19 protein-coding genes are annotated in these 15,979 nt (G+C 64.3%); 10 read left to right on the forward strand and 9 right to left on the reverse strand.

Features of this window, described 5'->3' with window-relative positions:
* The first annotated feature begins 164 nt into the window (after nt 1-164).
* The 4 genes from Q0743_RS28080 to uvrB all read left to right on the forward strand — a co-directional run bounded on the left by Q0743_RS28080 (nt 165) and on the right by uvrB (nt 4,985).
* The gene (locus Q0743_RS28080) at nt 165-1,079 is read left to right on the forward strand and encodes a LysR substrate-binding domain-containing protein (RefSeq protein ID WP_298244717.1); all 915 of its coding nucleotides are present in this window, start codon (nt 165-167) and stop codon (nt 1,077-1,079) included.
* Between the two features lie 305 nt (nt 1,080-1,384).
* Entirely contained in the window at nt 1,385-1,609 is a 225-nt protein-coding gene (locus tag Q0743_RS28085) for a hypothetical protein (RefSeq protein ID WP_298244718.1), read from the forward strand.
* Between the two features lie 56 nt (nt 1,610-1,665).
* Nucleotides 1,666-1,896: a hypothetical protein gene (locus tag Q0743_RS28090; RefSeq protein ID WP_298244719.1), complete on the forward strand. Its 231-nt coding sequence runs from the start codon at nt 1,666-1,668 to the stop codon at nt 1,894-1,896.
* Nucleotides 1,897-1,988: 92 nt separating this feature from the next.
* Nucleotides 1,989-4,985: an excinuclease ABC subunit UvrB gene (gene uvrB / locus Q0743_RS28095; protein ID WP_298244720.1), complete on the forward strand. Its 2,997-nt coding sequence runs from the start codon at nt 1,989-1,991 to the stop codon at nt 4,983-4,985.
* Between the two features lie 886 nt (nt 4,986-5,871).
* Here the strand turns inward: uvrB and Q0743_RS28100 are convergent.
* From Q0743_RS28100 to Q0743_RS28110, 3 genes are all read right to left on the reverse strand, one after another.
* Nucleotides 5,872-6,426 carry a hypothetical protein gene (locus Q0743_RS28100; RefSeq protein ID WP_298244721.1) on the reverse strand — a complete coding sequence of 185 codons (555 nt, stop codon included), beginning with the start codon at nt 6,424-6,426 and terminating at the stop codon, nt 5,872-5,874.
* A 370-nt stretch (nt 6,427-6,796) separates the two neighbouring features.
* The gene (locus Q0743_RS28105; protein WP_298244722.1) at nt 6,797-6,976 is read right to left on the reverse strand and encodes a hypothetical protein; all 180 of its coding nucleotides are present in this window, start codon (nt 6,974-6,976) and stop codon (nt 6,797-6,799) included.
* 96 nt (nt 6,977-7,072) lie between these two features.
* The gene (locus tag Q0743_RS28110; protein ID WP_298244723.1) at nt 7,073-7,309 is read right to left on the reverse strand and encodes a hypothetical protein; all 237 of its coding nucleotides are present in this window, start codon (nt 7,307-7,309) and stop codon (nt 7,073-7,075) included.
* 278 nt (nt 7,310-7,587) lie between these two features.
* On the opposite strand from Q0743_RS28110, the gene Q0743_RS28115 reads away from it, so the two are divergent.
* The 5 genes from Q0743_RS28115 (at nt 7,588) to Q0743_RS28135 (ending at nt 11,086) form a co-directional block, all read left to right on the forward strand.
* Nucleotides 7,588-8,034 (forward strand): nuclear transport factor 2 family protein, encoded by a 447-nt coding sequence (locus Q0743_RS28115; RefSeq protein WP_298244724.1) that lies wholly within the window; start codon nt 7,588-7,590, stop codon nt 8,032-8,034.
* A 232-nt stretch (nt 8,035-8,266) separates the two neighbouring features.
* A complete protein-coding gene (locus Q0743_RS28120) occupies nt 8,267-8,707 on the forward strand; it encodes a nuclear transport factor 2 family protein (protein ID WP_298244725.1) in 441 nt (146 codons plus the stop codon).
* Nucleotides 8,708-9,072: 365 nt separating this feature from the next.
* A complete protein-coding gene (locus Q0743_RS28125) occupies nt 9,073-9,999 on the forward strand; it encodes a hypothetical protein (protein ID WP_298244730.1) in 927 nt (308 codons plus the stop codon).
* A 240-nt stretch (nt 10,000-10,239) separates the two neighbouring features.
* On the forward strand, nt 10,240-10,662 hold the full coding sequence (locus Q0743_RS28130; protein WP_298244726.1) for a hypothetical protein: 423 nt from the start codon (nt 10,240-10,242) through the stop codon (nt 10,660-10,662).
* A 286-nt stretch (nt 10,663-10,948) separates the two neighbouring features.
* A complete protein-coding gene (locus tag Q0743_RS28135) occupies nt 10,949-11,086 on the forward strand; it encodes a hypothetical protein (protein ID WP_007614812.1) in 138 nt (45 codons plus the stop codon).
* Nucleotides 11,087-11,124: 38 nt separating this feature from the next.
* Here the strand turns inward: Q0743_RS28135 and Q0743_RS28140 are convergent, their stop codons facing one another.
* The 3 genes from Q0743_RS28140 to Q0743_RS28150 all read right to left on the reverse strand — a co-directional run bounded on the left by Q0743_RS28140 (nt 11,125) and on the right by Q0743_RS28150 (nt 12,403).
* Entirely contained in the window at nt 11,125-11,271 is a 147-nt protein-coding gene (locus Q0743_RS28140) for a hypothetical protein (protein WP_018318322.1), read from the reverse strand.
* Between the two features lie 197 nt (nt 11,272-11,468).
* A complete protein-coding gene (locus tag Q0743_RS28145; protein ID WP_298244727.1) occupies nt 11,469-11,951 on the reverse strand; it encodes a MaoC family dehydratase in 483 nt (160 codons plus the stop codon).
* Entirely contained in the window at nt 11,951-12,403 is a 453-nt protein-coding gene (locus Q0743_RS28150) for a MaoC family dehydratase (protein ID WP_298244728.1), read from the reverse strand. Before Q0743_RS28150 ends, Q0743_RS28145 begins: the two co-directional genes overlap by 1 nt.
* Nucleotides 12,404-12,595: 192 nt before the next feature.
* Between Q0743_RS28150 and Q0743_RS28155 the strand changes: the two genes are divergently transcribed.
* Complete coding sequence (locus Q0743_RS28155; protein WP_018648333.1) at nt 12,596-12,892, forward strand: DUF4282 domain-containing protein; 297 nt, start codon at nt 12,596-12,598, stop codon at nt 12,890-12,892.
* A gap of 124 nt (nt 12,893-13,016) precedes the next feature.
* Here Q0743_RS28155 and ychF read toward each other — a convergent pair whose 3' ends face one another.
* The 3 genes from ychF to Q0743_RS28170 all read right to left on the reverse strand — a co-directional run bounded on the left by ychF (nt 13,017) and on the right by Q0743_RS28170 (nt 15,621).
* Complete coding sequence (gene ychF / locus Q0743_RS28160) at nt 13,017-14,114, reverse strand: redox-regulated ATPase YchF (protein WP_298244731.1); 1,098 nt, start codon at nt 14,112-14,114, stop codon at nt 13,017-13,019.
* A 123-nt stretch (nt 14,115-14,237) separates the two neighbouring features.
* Complete coding sequence (gene pth / locus Q0743_RS28165; protein ID WP_100178154.1) at nt 14,238-14,843, reverse strand: aminoacyl-tRNA hydrolase; 606 nt, start codon at nt 14,841-14,843, stop codon at nt 14,238-14,240.
* Nucleotides 14,844-14,904: 61 nt separating this feature from the next.
* A complete protein-coding gene (locus tag Q0743_RS28170) occupies nt 14,905-15,621 on the reverse strand; it encodes a 50S ribosomal protein L25/general stress protein Ctc (RefSeq protein WP_298244729.1) in 717 nt (238 codons plus the stop codon).
* Between the last annotated feature and the right edge of the window lie 358 nt (nt 15,622-15,979).

A 15,979-nucleotide genomic window follows, 5' to 3' on the forward strand; every position in this document is an offset into this window, starting at 1 on the left:
GGCCTCTCCCCGCAAGCGGGGAGAGGCGAAGAAGAGCGGCGGCGGCCCGAAACACAATCTGGAATGACTCTCATTGTTGTGCCTTGCTTGCTCCACTCGCGCAAACTGAGTTATCTTGGCCTGGCCTCAGCTTTCCTGAGGGTCTCTGCACAGGGGTCTTGCATTTGCGGCGGCTGCTGTTTCTCAACGGCATCAAGGCATTCGAGGCGGCGGCGCGGACCGGCAGCTTTGCCGCGGCCGGGCTGGAGCTGAGCGTGTCCGCGGCCGCGGTCAGCCGCATGGTGCATCTCCTGGAAGAGCGGCTCGGCGTCGCGCTGTTCGAGCGCAAGGCCAATCGCCTGGTGCTGACGCAGGCCGGCCGCGCCTATCAGAGCGGGCTGACGCCGATCTTCGACGCGCTCGCCAGCCTCACCGCGCAGGTGACGGCACCGACGAGCGTCCGCGTGCTCACCATCGGCGTCGGCCACACCTTTGCGATGCGCTGGCTGATCCCGCGCCTGTCGGAGTTTCGCAGCGAGGAGCCCGACATCGAGGTGCGCTTCACCACCGGCGGCGCGTCGGTGCCGTTCGGCGAGGACTGGAGCTGCGGCATCAAGCTCGGCACCGGCGACTGGCCCGGCCTCGTCGCCGAGCCGCTGTTTGCCGGCGATCTCACGCCGGTCTGCGTGCCCCGCCTCGCCAGCGGCCTGAAGCGCCCGGCCGATTTGAAGGGACCGACCCTGATCCGGGTTGCGCACTCGCCCGAGGACTGGCCGATCTGGCTGAAGGCCGCGAGCGTCGCGCGGATCAGCGCGCGCGGGCCCGAGTTCCAGTTCTACGGCCAGGCGCTGCAGGCCGCCGCCGACGGGCTCGGCATCGCCATGGGCATCCGGCCCTATATCGACGACGACCTCGCTGCCGGCCGGCTGGTGGCGCCATTCGACCTGTCGGTGCCCAAGGGCATGCGCTGGTATCTGCTCTATCGCAGCTTCCAGACCGAACAGCGCGACTTTGCCGCGTTCCGGCGCTGGATCATGCGCGCCGCGGCGGAACCCGCAGCGCGCCCGCGGCGGATCGGCCGCACTGCGGCGCGGAACTGAGTTTCCTGGATCGAACCAGATTTTGCCGAGGCAGCAAGCCCCGAACGCGGTGCACCTCTCCCCGCTTGCGGGGGAGGTCGGCGCGAAGCGCCGGGGGGGGGCTCCCTCCACACTGGGACTCCCACCCCAACCCTCCCCCGCAAGCGGGAGAGGGAGCGCACCGTCCTTGCGGAACCGAAACTAGTCGTTCCACCAGGCAAAAAAGCCGGACGCTTGTGAACGGCTTCACATACGCACATCCGCAGACGTGGTCCCCTGACCCTCCAAACAAGGCGCTCGAACCAGACAGACTTTTGGGGACTGCAATGACGACCCTCTACGACGGCTTTGACATCGAATCTTTCGAGGCTGGCAAAGGCCTCTGGCACGCCCGCATCCGCCGTGCCGATCTGAGCCCCGTCGCGATCGACGGCGTGCTGTTTCCGGCCATGGAGGTCGGTTTCGCCTGGCCCGATCAGAAGGCGGCGATCGCCGACGCCAAGCATCACATCGACCGCTTCCGCCGTCGGACCGACAGCGAGTGCGAATAGACGCGCAGGACGGCCAGCGAACCAGGGACAGCACGGCGTAAAGGGGGCAACCGGTCATGTCAGTCATCGAATTCGAAGACGCGTCGCGGCCGAGGATCTACGCCCGCAATGTGCTGTCGAACTGCCCGGAATGCGACGGCGATCTGACGGTGCTCCGCGTCATCGGCGGCCGCGCCGGCTGCGAGTACTGGACCATGCGCTGCACCGATTGCGGCGGCATCCACCTCGACATCCTCAAGCCCTATCAGGCGAGCGAGGACGACGCCGGTCCGCCGCCGGCGGCGTGAGGCCCCGCCTGCTGCCAACCTGCTGTCAGCAGCGTGCATAGCGGCGGCCATTCGCCCTTTATTGCGGGGCGGACTCGTCCCATATTCGCCTCATGGCGAAGAAACCTGCATCCCCCGAAAAATCCGGCAAATCCCCGAAAACCAAGGCCCCGAACTCGAAGGCGCCAAATTCCAAAGCGCATCGGCCTGACGTGCAGCCGATCGGGCCGGCGCTGGCCGAGCTGCTCAATCCCGCGATCAATCGCGGCGATGCCGGGCTTGGATCGGGCACCGGGCTGCAGCCGCCGCCGGACAATTCGCGCGACCGCCGCGCCGGGGGCGAGGCCGCCGCACATCGCGCGCGGGCCTCGACGCCCAAAGACCTTCAAAAGCAGTTTCCGCAGGATTCGACACGGCCCATGCCGCTGCGGCCCAATCCGCAGCCGCCGGGCGCGCGCGCGTCCACTGAGGGGTTCGACGAGGCACCGCAGGCCAATTACGGCACCGCCGCCACGATCCCGACGCTCGATCCGGAACTGGCGCGGCAGCTCGGCCTTCCCACGGAGGAGGACGACGCCGAGGCGCTGGCGCGTCCGCCGCGTTCCAAGATGGAGGCGCTCGGCGTCAAGGCGACGGCCGATGCGCTGGAGTCACTGATCCGCGAGGGCCGGCCGGAGTTCCGCAAGAACGACGGCTCCATGAAGGTGTGGACGCCGCATCGGCCGCCACGCCCGGAGAAGTCCGAAGGCGGCGTGCGCTTCGAGATCAAATCATCCTACCAGCCGAAGGGCGACCAGCCGACCGCGATCGCCGAGCTGGTCGAAGGCGTGCAGCGCAACGACCGCACCCAGGTGCTGCTCGGCGTCACCGGCTCCGGCAAGACCTACACCATGGCGCAGGTGATCGAGAAGACGCAGCGCCCCGCCCTGATCCTGGCGCCGAACAAGACACTGGCCGCCCAGCTCTACGGCGAGTTCAAGAACTTCTTTCCCGACAACGCGGTCGAATATTTCGTCAGTTATTACGACTACTACCAGCCGGAAGCGTATGTCCCTCGCACGGACACGTATATCGAGAAGGACTCCTCGATCAACGAGCAGATCGACCGGATGCGCCATTCGGCGACGCGCGCGCTGCTGGAACGCGACGACGTCATCATCGTGGCCTCGGTGTCCTGCATCTACGGTATCGGCTCGGTCGAGACCTATACCGCGATGACCTTCGCGCTGAAGAAGGGCGAGCGCATCGACCAGCGCCAGCTCATCGCCGACCTCGTCGCACTCCAGTACAAGCGCACCCAGGCCGATTTTACCCGCGGCACCTTCCGTGTCAGGGGCGACGTCATCGACATCTTCCCGGCGCACTATGAGGATCGCGCCTGGCGCGTGAACCTGTTCGGCGACACCATCGAGACCATCGAGGAGTTCGATCCGCTCACCGGCCACAAGCAGGACGAGCTCGAATTCATCAAGATGTACGCCAACTCGCACTATGTGACGCCGCGGCCGACGCTGGTGCAGGCGATCAAGTCGATCAAGTCCGAATTGAAGCTGCGGCTCGACCAGCTCAACAACCAGGGGCGCCTCTTGGAAGCGCAGCGGCTGGAGCAGCGCACCACCTTCGACCTCGAGATGATGGAGGCGACGGGCAGTTGCGCCGGCATCGAGAACTATTCGCGCTACCTCACGGGACGCCGGCCCGGCGAGCCGCCGCCGACGCTGTTCGAATACGTTCCCGACAACGCGCTGATCTTCGCCGACGAGAGCCACGTCACCATCCCGCAGATCGGCGCCATGTTCCGCGGCGACTTCCGCCGCAAGGCGACGCTGGCCGAATACGGCTTCCGCCTGCCCTCCTGCATGGACAACCGCCCCTTGCGCTTCGAGGAGTGGGACATGATGCGCCCGCAGACGGTCGCGGTGTCGGCGACGCCGAGCGGCTGGGAGCTGAACGAGAGCGGCGGCGTGTTCGTCGAGCAGGTCATTCGCCCGACCGGCCTGATCGATCCGCCCGTCGACATCCGCCCCGCCCGCACGCAAGTCGACGATCTCGTCGGCGAGGTGCGCGCCACCGCTCAGGCCGGCTATCGCTCGCTGATCACGGTGCTGACCAAGCGCATGGCCGAGGACCTCACCGAATATCTGCACGAGCAGGGCATTCGCGTCCGCTACATGCACTCCGACATCGACACCATCGAGCGCATCGAGATCATCCGCGACCTGCGCCTCGGCGCCTTCGACGCGCTGGTCGGCATCAACCTCCTGCGCGAAGGCCTCGACATTCCCGAATGCGCGCTGGTCGCCATCCTCGATGCCGACAAGGAAGGCTTCTTGCGCAGCGAGACCTCGCTGATCCAGACCATCGGCCGCGCCGCGCGCAACGTCGACGGCAAGGTCATCCTCTACGCCGACCAGATGACGGGCTCGATGGAGCGCGCCATCGCCGAGACCAACCGCCGCCGCGAGAAGCAAGTCGAGTACAACACCGCCCACGGCATCACGCCGGAGAGTGTGAAGAAGCAGATCGGCGACATCCTCAACTCGGTTTACGAGCGCGACCACGTGCTGGTCGAGGTCGGCGGCCACGACATGACCGACGACGTCATCTCGATCGGCCACAACTTCGAAGCCGTGCTCGCCGATCTGGAGACGCGGATGCGCGAGGCCGCCGCCGATCTGAACTTCGAGGAAGCCGCCCGCCTGCGCGACGAGGTCAAGCGCCTGCGCGCGACGGAGCTCGCCGTGGTGGACGATCCCACCGCCAAGCAGCGCGCTGTGACCGGCAAGGCGGGCGCCTATGCCGGCACCAGGAAGTACGGCGATTCCGCGAATTTGCCGGTCAGCGCGATGAAGAAGAAAACGGTGAGCTCCGCGCTGAAGGCGAGCGGCACCGGCAGCAGCTCGAAGGTGCACAAGCCGCATCTCGACGAGATGCACGGCCCGGAATCCCTGCCCTACCGCGAGAAGCAGACGCTGCCGGCCAAGCCGTTCGGCAGCACGAGCCGGATTATTCAGCCGACGGATTCGCGGCAGTCCGGCCCGGAGTTCGGGCCGGCGCCGAAGAGCAGCGGCGGGATGCCGGGGCGGCGGGGTGGGTGGAAGAAGAGGTAAGGTGATATTTGGACTTCACATGATCGACAAAGATAGAATCAAAGATCGACGCGATGGTGCAGTCTTCGCGACGCTGGGTATCGGGACAGACGATCGAATTGTTGCGATGATTTCAAGGCGAGATGGACTTTACACGGTTAGCCTAGATAAAATCATCCGTGTGAATCTGCCGAATGATATTGACCCGGAGATGAAGCATGATGATGCACCCATAGCGCAGACTCTAGTAACGACCAAGGGATCAAGAAATCCTATCGTTGCACGAACAATCTTACAGACAGAAGATTTCTTACAATTCATCCCAGGGGAGGAGCGACAACGTCGAGTTCAAGATATCGCCTGGGAAGTGATGACGTCACTTTTATCTGTTTCAAGTCTAGTGAATGGGCTCCGAGACGCGATTGATTCAAAGCGAGACGAAATTCTGCCTGACTACTCTCGCTATGCGTCGGGGCCGTCTCCGCCGCCCACGCCAATAGTGGAGAACTTAGAGCTCGACTTCCGGTCTACAATTCTGCTCGCTAACCACACATTGAATTCAATCTCGGAATTATTTCCTGCATTCTTTACGCAAGATTTCAAGAGAGGCTCATTCGATCGCATTGCTAAGTGGGCATCCTCGACCTTTGGGAAAGCCGATCCCCTCGCTCAAATGCTTCGCGCCGACGAGGTTTGGATAAACATTTGGGGAGAAATTCGGAACGCCTTTGAGCACCCGAAGGATAATTATTATATGAGGGTCAATAACTTCAGGCTCTTGGCGAACCGCGAGATTCAGCTTCCGACTTGGCAGCTAAAAAACGATAAGTTCGACTTGTTCAGACCGCAGGCCCTCATCGATAGCCTGGTTATTTTGGAACAGAATATTCTTGGCCTATATGAGAATCTATTGGTTTCTCTGACCGAGAAGATATTGGTTTCTTCTCTCGCGATTGGCCTGATTGACAAACCAGAGCAGGACCGCGACCCAGACTGCCCCAAACGATATGAACTTATTCCCGTCCCGCGACCGGCCGACGCCTAGGGCATAGAGTTTAAGCTTCGCTTTCCCCCTCACCCCACACTCGCCGTCACCACCGCCATCACGGACAGCAGCAGCACGATCGTCAGCAGTTGCAGCGACGCCACGGGGCTGGGTGCGCCAGGCCGTGATCTTGTCGGACAGCGACAGATGGGCCTCGAAGAATTTCGGTTCGTAGACGGTCTTGAACAAATGCGGGAAGCTTGGCCCGAACGTGACCGCGAGCATGGCGTGGGCGAGCGAGGCGATGGCGACGAAGATGGCAACGCCGGGATCGCCGGAGAGGTCGTGATTGCCGGCGAGCTTGAGCAGGAAGGCGGCGGCGGCGAAGGTCGGGAAACTCTGCAGGATCGCGGTCAGCGCGAGGCCTTCGATCGCATTGTGCAGGCGGGACTTTCTGGCGGTGGCGATGGCAGCCATGGCACGTCTCCCTGATGACATTGGGATGACGATAGCCGCAGGGGGAGGTCCGGGATGTGAGTTGCCTCACGCATTGGCCCCTCCCAGCCAGGGGATACCACATCTGATGTGTACGGATGTAGCGGCATCAGCGGTGCGCTCCCTCTCCCGCTTGCGGGAGAGGGCTGGGGTGGGGGTCTATCCGCGTCGGGATTGTCGAGCATTGCGGAAAAACTCCCTGTGTGGCGAGAGCCCTCACCCGCCGCGCGCGGGACGATGCTTTCGCATCGCCCGGGGCGCGTCGGCCTCTCCCGCAAGCGGGAGAGGCGGAGCAAGCCCGCGGTCCTCGTGAGATCCAGATGCGATAGCCCTCCCCGGCCGGCGGGCTGCGTCAGAGCTGGCGGAAGAACACGAGGTAGATGGCAAGGCCGATCGTCGAGAACGACAGCAGGACGCCGAGCCAATTGTACTTGACGCCCTGCGCGTGGGACGCATGTCTGATGAAAGCGCTGAAGAAGCACAGGAACAGGATTGCGAGGACGACACCCCACGAGAGCTTTCCGACGTCCATTGTCCCCTCGCCCGGCTCAACTCCAGCGCTAGCGACTGGAATTTACCATCGGAGCATGCCGGATCAAAGAGACACCAGGCGAGGTCTTCCGCAGGCTTACAGCTTCCCCTGCCCGTTCATCTGGCTCTGCTGCTGCCGCTGCTTTTCCTGCTCCTTGGCATGGTGACGGCCGTAGAGGCAGCCGGCGGCGGCGCCGAGCATGCCGTGGTGGCCGGCATAATGGCCGGCGACGCCGCCGACGATGGCGCCCTTGATGCAGCCCTTGGCGTTGGCGGCGGAGGTCGCGCCGAGCATGAGAAGCGCGGCAGCCACAGTGAGAAGGGGCGATTTCATGGATCGATGCCTCCGGATGCGATGCTGGGCCTTCAACGAGCGCGGATGGGTCCGGGTTCCAGCACCTGGCCGGGCGCGCCCGCCGATAGGCGCGCGGCGTCATCGCCCGGTGCAAAAGCCTGCGGGCAAACATTTGCGCAACCCGCAATTGCACCCCATGAACGCGGCATGGCGCTGGCGCGTCATAGTTGGCAAGCACCCTGTGTTTTTGCGGATTGATGGACCCGCGAGGCCCACGGTAGCGTTTGCAATCCACGGCCAACGGGGGCGGGAGCAGCATGACGGTTGAAAAGCTGAACAGGCAGCGCTTGCTGCATCTGCTCGACTCTTTTGCGCGGGGCGATCTCGAGGCCGCGCTGTCCTGCTGCACCGACGACGTCGACTTCCTCACCCATGCCCCGATCGACGTGCTGCCGCACATGGTGCCGCGCCACGGCAAGGCCGAATTGCGGGCGCTCTGGCAGACGGTCTGGTCGCGCTATTCGGAGATCCGCTACAAGGCGCCGCACATCGTTGCCGAGGGCGACGAGATCGCGACCTACATGCAGGCCTATTTCAGGAAGCGCAGCAACGACCGCATCGTGCAGTTCGACATGGCCGTGTTCTATACCTTTCGCGGCGGCCTGGTGGCGCAGATCCGCGAGATCATCGATTCCTACGACCTGGTGCAGCAGGTGCTGGAGCGCGAGATCGGCCCCCTGATCACGGGCGCGCGGGTGGACTGAGCCCCGTCCATCCGCCGGAACCCCTCGCTCGTGCGGCCGGAACCCGGGAGATTACGGGGTTCTGTTGCAAATCTCACATCTCGCCATCAATTGTGCATTGCGAAAACGTGAATTGCGTTTTGGCCGAAATCGGGTATTTTATTTGCATACAAATGAGTTGAGCCCCGGCGCCTGACTGCGCATGGGGTTGTTTTCCGTTTTTTCCGCAAAGCCAGCTTCAGGACTGCCCAAAATGACAGAGCACAGCCTCTGGCGTTTCTCGCGCGCGTTGCACCGCGCGATCAACGACCGGCAATTTGGGGACATCGAGGCCTTGATCGACGAGGACGTCGAATGGGCGCTCTACGGCCCGATCGACATGTTTCCGTTCCTCGGCGCACGGCAGGGCAAGGACGCCGTGCTCGACGTCATCCGCCAGCTCGCCGACAATTTCCAGGTCCGCCGCTTCGACCGCGAGAGCATCATGCTCGGCGTCGATTCCGCGGCGTCGATGGTGCGCTATTCGCTGACGGCGCTGGATTCCAACAAGCCGATCAGCTTGCGGGTCGCGCAGTTCGCCCAGTTCAGGGCGGGCAAGCTCGTCAGCATGCGCGTTCTGATCGACACGTTCGACCTCGTCGAGCAGGCACTCGGCCGCGCCATTCATCTGCCGAAGATGACCAGCGTCGGCTAACGCATGATCCGGACAAGTGCGAAGCGGTTTTCCGAGAAAGATCATGCGCAAACAACAACCTGAAGCGCGATGATGATCATCGCGCTTCAGGGGGGACGCCAACGGGCCCCGCTGTTCGGGACCGATGACGATGCCGGCTGCGACGTCCTGGCCTCCAGCCCCGCCGGATGCCGTCGCATCAAGACGCTCGTCGCCGGGCGCGCGCCTTTCGCGCGGCCCGTTGGTTCGCGTCTCGCCCACGCGAATTGCCACAATTTCGCAACGATAGATCAGCATTGATGCAGGCCGACCGAATGGCGCATGGTCATCACCAGGGCTCGCTTTATATTGGCGGGCAACATGCGCTGGGGCTCGCGGGCAGGACGATGGAATTCTCGACAGGTTTTGGCTGGGCCAGGCTGCCGGTGCTGGCGGCCGCATTCATCCTGGGCTCGGCGCTGACGTCACAGGCGCAGATCATTCCGCCCTTCTCCCCGCCCGCCGCCGTGGCCGACGACGAGGCCGAGACAGAGGCCGTGGCGGAGGCCCCCGACGTCAACGATCCCGACGTGATGAAGGGCATCGACGTCGACAAGCTCGACTGGAGTCAGCTCGCGGTCGATGCCGGCACCGGCATTGACCCCATGGCCGCCAAGAAGCGCGCCCAGGCCGCCGCCAAGGACGGTCTGGACTGGTCGTCGAACGCCAACGCCGACGGCTCCTCGGCGGTGACCGTGAAGCAGTCGGTGTTCGAGTTCTGGGACACGCGGGTCGGCGCCGACATGACGGTGGCGAGCGAGCCCAGGACGATGTCCGAGCTCTTGGCGCAGAAGGCCACCAATGGCGGCAGCCTGCCGCAATCCTCCGGCAGTGCCTGGGCCACGGCAACCGCGCCCGGCGCGGGCGTGATCTGGGACAAGACCGCGGTGGAAGCCCGCGTCGATCCCGGTTCGGAGCAGAGCAAGCTCGGGGCCTCGCTGATCAAATCGGTGCCGCTCTCCGGCGACACCTCGCTGACGCTGCAGAACGGCTACAGCGTCAACCAGCAGGGCACGAGTGCGGTCCCGGGCATCGGCGGTCACATCACCACCCGCAATTACGAAACCGACCAGTCCGCCAAGGTCACCCTCACCGACACCGGCACCAGCATCTCCGCCGGCCAGACGCTGTCGACCACCGACGACAAATGGCTGCGCAAGGTCGGCGCCGAGCAAAAGCTGTTCGACAACGTCACCGTCTCCGGCTCGGTCGGCGAGACCTCGCAAGGGGTGATCAACAAGAGCCTGTCGGCAGGATTCAAGAAGAGCTGGTAGGTTCGCCTCTCCCCGTAAGAACGGGGCGAGGGAGACGAGCACCGATCGTGCCGCGATCATCCGCCGACGCGCCGTTCAGACTCTCGTAACCATACGCCACGGCAAAACCCCCGAATGGTCCGCCCTTGCCGCATCTCGGCCCATTTGCGGTCAAAATCGGACGCCCTGATAGGGAAGCCTCACAGACGTCGTCGTGCGGGGGACACTCGCGCTGCGCTCAACGCGAACAGGGGAACAACGATGAACGCCATGCGTCCGGAAAAGATCGAAGCCACCGAGACCGAGACGGTCGACACCAACCTCGCCGCCGTGACGGAGGTCGAGGCCGGCATCCGCGACTTCGTCCGCAACGACATCGCCTATCTGCGCCGTCCGGCGTCCACCACCACCGATGCGCCGCCGCTCGACCCGAGCGCGGAAGCCACCGTGAACAACGTCAACTCGCTGATCCAGCGCGTCGCGGGCACCTCGCTCGCCGAGATCGAGAACCTGATCTCCGAGCTCGAGAGCCTGCGCGACCTGCTGCATGCCGAAGGCCAGCGCGTCCAGCGCGAGATCTCCGGCTACGCCCAGCTCAGCCAGGCCGCGATGAAATCGACCCGCATGATCTCCGACAACGTCGCGCAGTGGAAGCGCGCCGCCGACGGCCTGCGCAACAGCTGAGCACTGACGCCAAGCATCACCGACCGCCGCGTTCCGAAAGGAGCGCGGCGGTTTTGATTCTTGGGGTCCTGTGCCCCGGACGCGGTGCGGCACGCAGTGACGCGCCGCAGAGCCGGGGCCCATGCCTCAGTCGAATGGCTTCGAGATGGGTCCCGGCTCTGCGCAGCAGCGCAAGAGCGCTGCAGCGCGTCCGGGACACGAGAGTATCGCTTGAACCCACCGCCCGTCCCCGGCGACCAATGCCAGGCGCCCGTGCCGCCACGGCCGGGCCTTGGGGACATGTCAGATGGAAAGCATTCGGCCCGACACCACGGACCCGATACCGTTGCGGCCCGCGCCGAATCAATTCGGCACGATCATGTTGCGCTTTGTCGGACTGCTGGCGGTCGCGATCGCCATCCTGGCGTTCGTCTATAGCCGCTGAGATGCGGCCGGATGCCGGCCGCGCGAATTAACGAACTGTTACCGGCTCGCGTCGACGGCCGAGGCTTCCAGGGTGTAGGCGCCGTCGGCATAGCCCTTCACCACCATGCCGGCGACCAGCATCACGGCCAGCGTCGCGGTCGCGAAGATGAATCCAACAAATTTCAGTGCGCCGCGATCAGCCATGGTCCTCGTCCCCTGTCGTCTGCCAATTCGTTTCAAATAGACAGCGACAGGTTCATAATTAGTTAGCAACTCGTTGGTTCCGCCAAACTGCATTGCGGTAACCATCTTGCGCAGGCTTATGGCAGCCGCCCGGAATCGCGTCCATAGCGCGCGGGCAACACTCGCGCACTCATTTGGCCGTTCATGTTGGAACAGATCTAACTGGCCTTGGCGCGCATCGGCACGAAGGCGCTGGCGGTGATGGAATAGACCTCCTCGCCGCGCTGGTTCGTGCCGGTGGTGCGGGCCGTCAAAATCCCCCAGCCGGGACGCGAAGCGGAGCTGCGCTTGTCGGTCACGACATTGACGTAAGCGATGGTGTCGCCGGCGAGCACCGGCCTGATCCAGCGCAGGTCGCGAAAGCCCGGCGAAGGACCCCACACTGCAACCTCCTCACCGCGCGCTGCGGCCTCCCGCGCCAGGCGCTGGCCGTCAGCGACAAGCAGGCTCATGCAGGCCGAGCCGACATGCCAGCCTGAGGCGGCGAGCCCGCCGAACAGCGAGTTCTTGCCCTCCTCCTCGTCGAGATGAAAGCGCTGCGGGTCGAACTTGGCGGCGAAATGCTTGATGGCCTCCGCCGTAAAGGTGTAGCTGCCGATCTCGCGGCGCTGGCCGATCTCGATGTCGTCGAAGAACCGCATCAGACCGCTCCCTCGCGCCGCTTGATCAGGATCGGCGAAGTCATCTCGGCAAGAGCCTCACCCCTGGCGTTGCGCACGGTGCATTTGAACTTGACGATGCCAAGCTCGGGCCGGCTCTTCGACGTGCGTACCTCCAGCACGTCGACGTCGAGCATGAGATCGTCGCCCGGCCGCAGCGGCGACAGCCAGCGCACCTCGTCGACACCGGGAGATCCGAGTGAAGCCGCGCGGGTAATGAAACCGTCGGCCATCATCCGCATCATCAGCGAGCAGAGGTGCCAGCCCGAGCCGGACAGGCCGCGCAACATGCTCTTGGCCGCGGCCTCCTCGTCCAGATGCATGGGCTGCGGATCGAACTCGGCGGCAAAGGCCAAAATCTCGTCGCGGGTGACATGGCGCGGGCCGAACGTGCCGAACCGGCCGGGCGGGAAATCTTCGAAGGTCAGGGTCATCTTGGGAAAGCTTCGCGGGAATGACAGATTGTGGCCGCACTTTGCGGCAATCTCAACCCGCCGGCCCGCATGGCTCGTGCTACATATCACGCGGCGGCTTTGGCCTTGAGTCGGATCAGCCCCGGGCCAGGATCCCGTGCCAAAGCCCGGCTTGAAATCCCACTTGCCTTGGAATTTGCCTTGGGGAGAGCAATGTTTTCATTCAGCGACCTGTTTCAATGGGACCGCTTCATCACGCCGACGATCATCAAGACCTTCTATTGGCTGGTGATCGCGCTGATCTGCCTGTTCGGCCTCTCCGGCATCTTTTCAGGGCTCGCTGCGATGGCCATCAGCCCGTTCGGCGGCTTCCTGGTGCTGCTGTCCTCGATCGCCAGCGTCGTCGTCGGAATCGTGTTCTCGCGCATTGTCGCAGAGCTGATCCTGATCGTGTTCCGCATCAATGAGCATCTCGGCGCGATCCGGGACCAGGGCGGCGGGATGCGGTAGCGGCGCGCGCAGTGCCGTAGGGTGGGCAAAGGCGCAAAGCGCCGTGCCCACGATCATTCCGCGATATGAGAGAGGTGGTGGGCACGCTCCGCTTTGCCCACCCTACGAGAGCGCTCCTTGCGGCTTACGTATTGAACCGGAAATGCATCACGTCGCCGTCGGCGACGACGTATTCCTTGCCTTCGAGACGGAGCTTGCCGGCATCGCGCGCGCCGGCTTCGCCGCCGAGCGCGACGTAGTCGTCATAGGCGATGGTCTCGGCGCGGATGAAGCCCTTCTCGAAGTCGGTATGGATCACGCCGGCCGCGCCTGGCGCCTTGGTGCCGCGATGGATGGTCCAGGCGCGCGCTTCCTTAGGTCCCACCGTGAAATAGGTGATGAGGTTGAGCAGCGTGTAGCCGGCGCGGATCAGGCGGTCGAGGCCGGCTTCTTCCAGACCCAGCGTCTCCAGGAAGTCGGCGCGTTCGTCACGCGAGATCGTGGCGATCTCGGATTCGATCTTGGCGGAGATGACGACGGCGACGGCGCCTTCCTTCGCAGCCTGCTCCTCGACGGCCTTGGAGAAGGCGTTGCCGGTCGCAGCCGAACCTTCCTCGACGTTGCAGACATAGAGCACGGGCTTGGACGACAACAGTCCGAGCATGGCGAAGGCGCGCTCCTCCTCCGCCTTGCGCTCGACGAGGCGCGCGGGCTTGCCGTCGCGCAGCAGCACCAGGGTGCGATTGACGAGGTCGAGCTGCTCCTTGGCGTCCTTGTCGTTGCCCTTGGCCTTCTTGGTGAGGTTGTCGACGCGCTTCTCGAGACTGTCGAGGTCGGCGAGCATCAGCTCGGTTTCGATGGTCTCGATGTCGGCGAGCGGGGCGATCTTGCCCTCGACATGGGTGATGTCGGAGTCCTCGAAGCAGCGCACGACGTGGGCGATGGCGTCGACCTCGCGGATGTTGGCGAGGAACTGGTTGCCGAGGCCTTCACCCTTGGAGGCGCCGCGCACGAGGCCGGCGATGTCGACGAAGGTCAGCCGGGTCGGGATGATCTGGCCGGACTTGGCGATTGCCGCGAGCTTGTCGAGCCTGGGATCTGGCACCGCGACCTCGCCGACATTCGGCTCGATGGTGCAGAACGGATAGTTCGCGGCCTGCGCCGCGGCCGTCTCGGTCAGCGCGTTGAACAAGGTCGACTTGCCGACATTGGGCAGTCCGACGATTCCGCATTTGAATCCCATGGTGGTCCTGGCCTCCGCGCCGCGCGCGCAAATGTCTTCCGAATTCGTCATGCGCGGGCTTGACCCGCGCATCCATCGTCTTCGAAGGATGGATCGCCGGATCAAGTCCGGCGATGACCGGTGTTATTCCTTGCCGTTCTCGTCCTTGGTCAAAAATCCCTTCGCCTGCATCGCGAGATGCACCCTGTTGGCGAAGGTCGCGTCCGTGCCCTTGGCGACCAGGCCTGCGTGCTCGGCCACCGCCTCGCACAGCGTCGCCACCCAGTCGTTGTCCGCCTTGGCGAAGTCCGACAGCACATGGCCGTGCACCAGTTCCTTGACGCCGGGATGACCGATGCCGAGGCGCACGCGGCGGTAGTCGTTGCCGATATGCGCCGAGATCGAGCGCAGGCCGTTGTGGCCGGCGATGCCGCCGCCGATCTTCACGCGCACCTTGCCCGGCGGCAGTTCGAGCTCGTCATGGAACACGGTGACGTCGCCGGGCGCGATCTTGAAGAAGCCTGCGGCTTCCTGCACTGCGCGGCCGGAATCGTTCATGTAGGTCGTCGGCTTGAGCAGGATCACGCGCTCAGTGCCGAGCGTGCCTTCCGAGGTCTCACCCTGAAAGCGACGGCGCCATGGTGCGAAACCATGACGCCGCGCGATCTCGTCGACGGCCATGAAGCCGATATTGTGCCGGTTACGTGCGTATTTCGCGCCGGGATTGCCGAGCCCAACAAAGAGTCGCATGACGCGGCGCGCCCCTCAGCCAGCGCGCGGTCAGGGACCACGCGCCAGCCTATCTGAGAGATTACTTCTTCTTGTCGCCGCCGGCGGGAGCCTTGGCAGCAGCGGCAGGTGCAGCAGCGCCCGCAGCCGGAGCCGCAGCGCCAGCCGCCGGAGCAGCCGCAGCAGCGCCAGGAGCTGCAGCCGCAGCGGCGGCCTTCTGCTCTTCGGCGTAGCCGGACGGCGGCACGATGGTGACGAGGGTCGCGTCCTCGCGGGTCAGCGCCTTCACACCATTCGGCAGCTTGATGTCGGTCAGATGCAAGGAGTGACCGATTTCCAGCGAGCCGACGTCGGCCTCGATGTACTGCGGAATGCTCTCGACGCCGCACTCGAGCTCGATCGCGTGGGCGACGATGTTGACCGTGCCGCCGCGCTTCACGCCCGGGGAGGTTTCCGCCTTCACGACGTGCAGGGGCACGCTGATGCGGATGGTGGCGCCTTCGCCGAGCCGCATGAAGTCGACATGGATCGGGAAATCCTTGACCGGATCGAGGTGATAGTCGCGCGGAATCACGCGGTGCTTCTTGCCCTCGAGATCGATGTCCACCAGCGTGGTCAGGAAACGGCCGGCGAGGATGCGCTGGCGCAGTTCGCGATCTTCGATCGAGATCGTGACGGGGGGCTGGTTGTTGCCATAGATCACTCCGGGCACTCGCCCGGCGCGACGCTCAGCCCGGGCGGCCCCCTTGCCGCTCTTCGGACGTGCGGTCGCCTTCAATTCCTTGACGGTCGTCGCCATGTCGTTAAGTCCTTGTTTTTGCAAAAGTTAATGGGCCGCAGCGCGGCCCATGGCATAGCTCGCAGCAAGCCTCCAGGGGTGCGGGGGCCACGAACTTGGCGGGCTTTTAGCCGGAAGCTGCGGAAATGACAAGGAGAATGGGCTGCCTGTCATGCCCGGGCTTGACCCGGGCATCCATCAACCAGAACGGCCTTCCGAAAAGGATGGATGGCCGGGGCAAGCCCGGCCATGACGGATTCCCACCTCATTTTTGCGAAAACAACCCCATGCACAGTAGGGATGTGGTTGATATTGCTAGATCTTTTTTTACCCTCCCTGGAGGGCTTTTTACCCTCCCCTGGAGGGGGAGGGTCGGCTC

Source organism: uncultured Bradyrhizobium sp. (assembly GCF_936943645.1).
GTDB lineage: Bacteria > Pseudomonadota > Alphaproteobacteria > Rhizobiales > Xanthobacteraceae > Bradyrhizobium.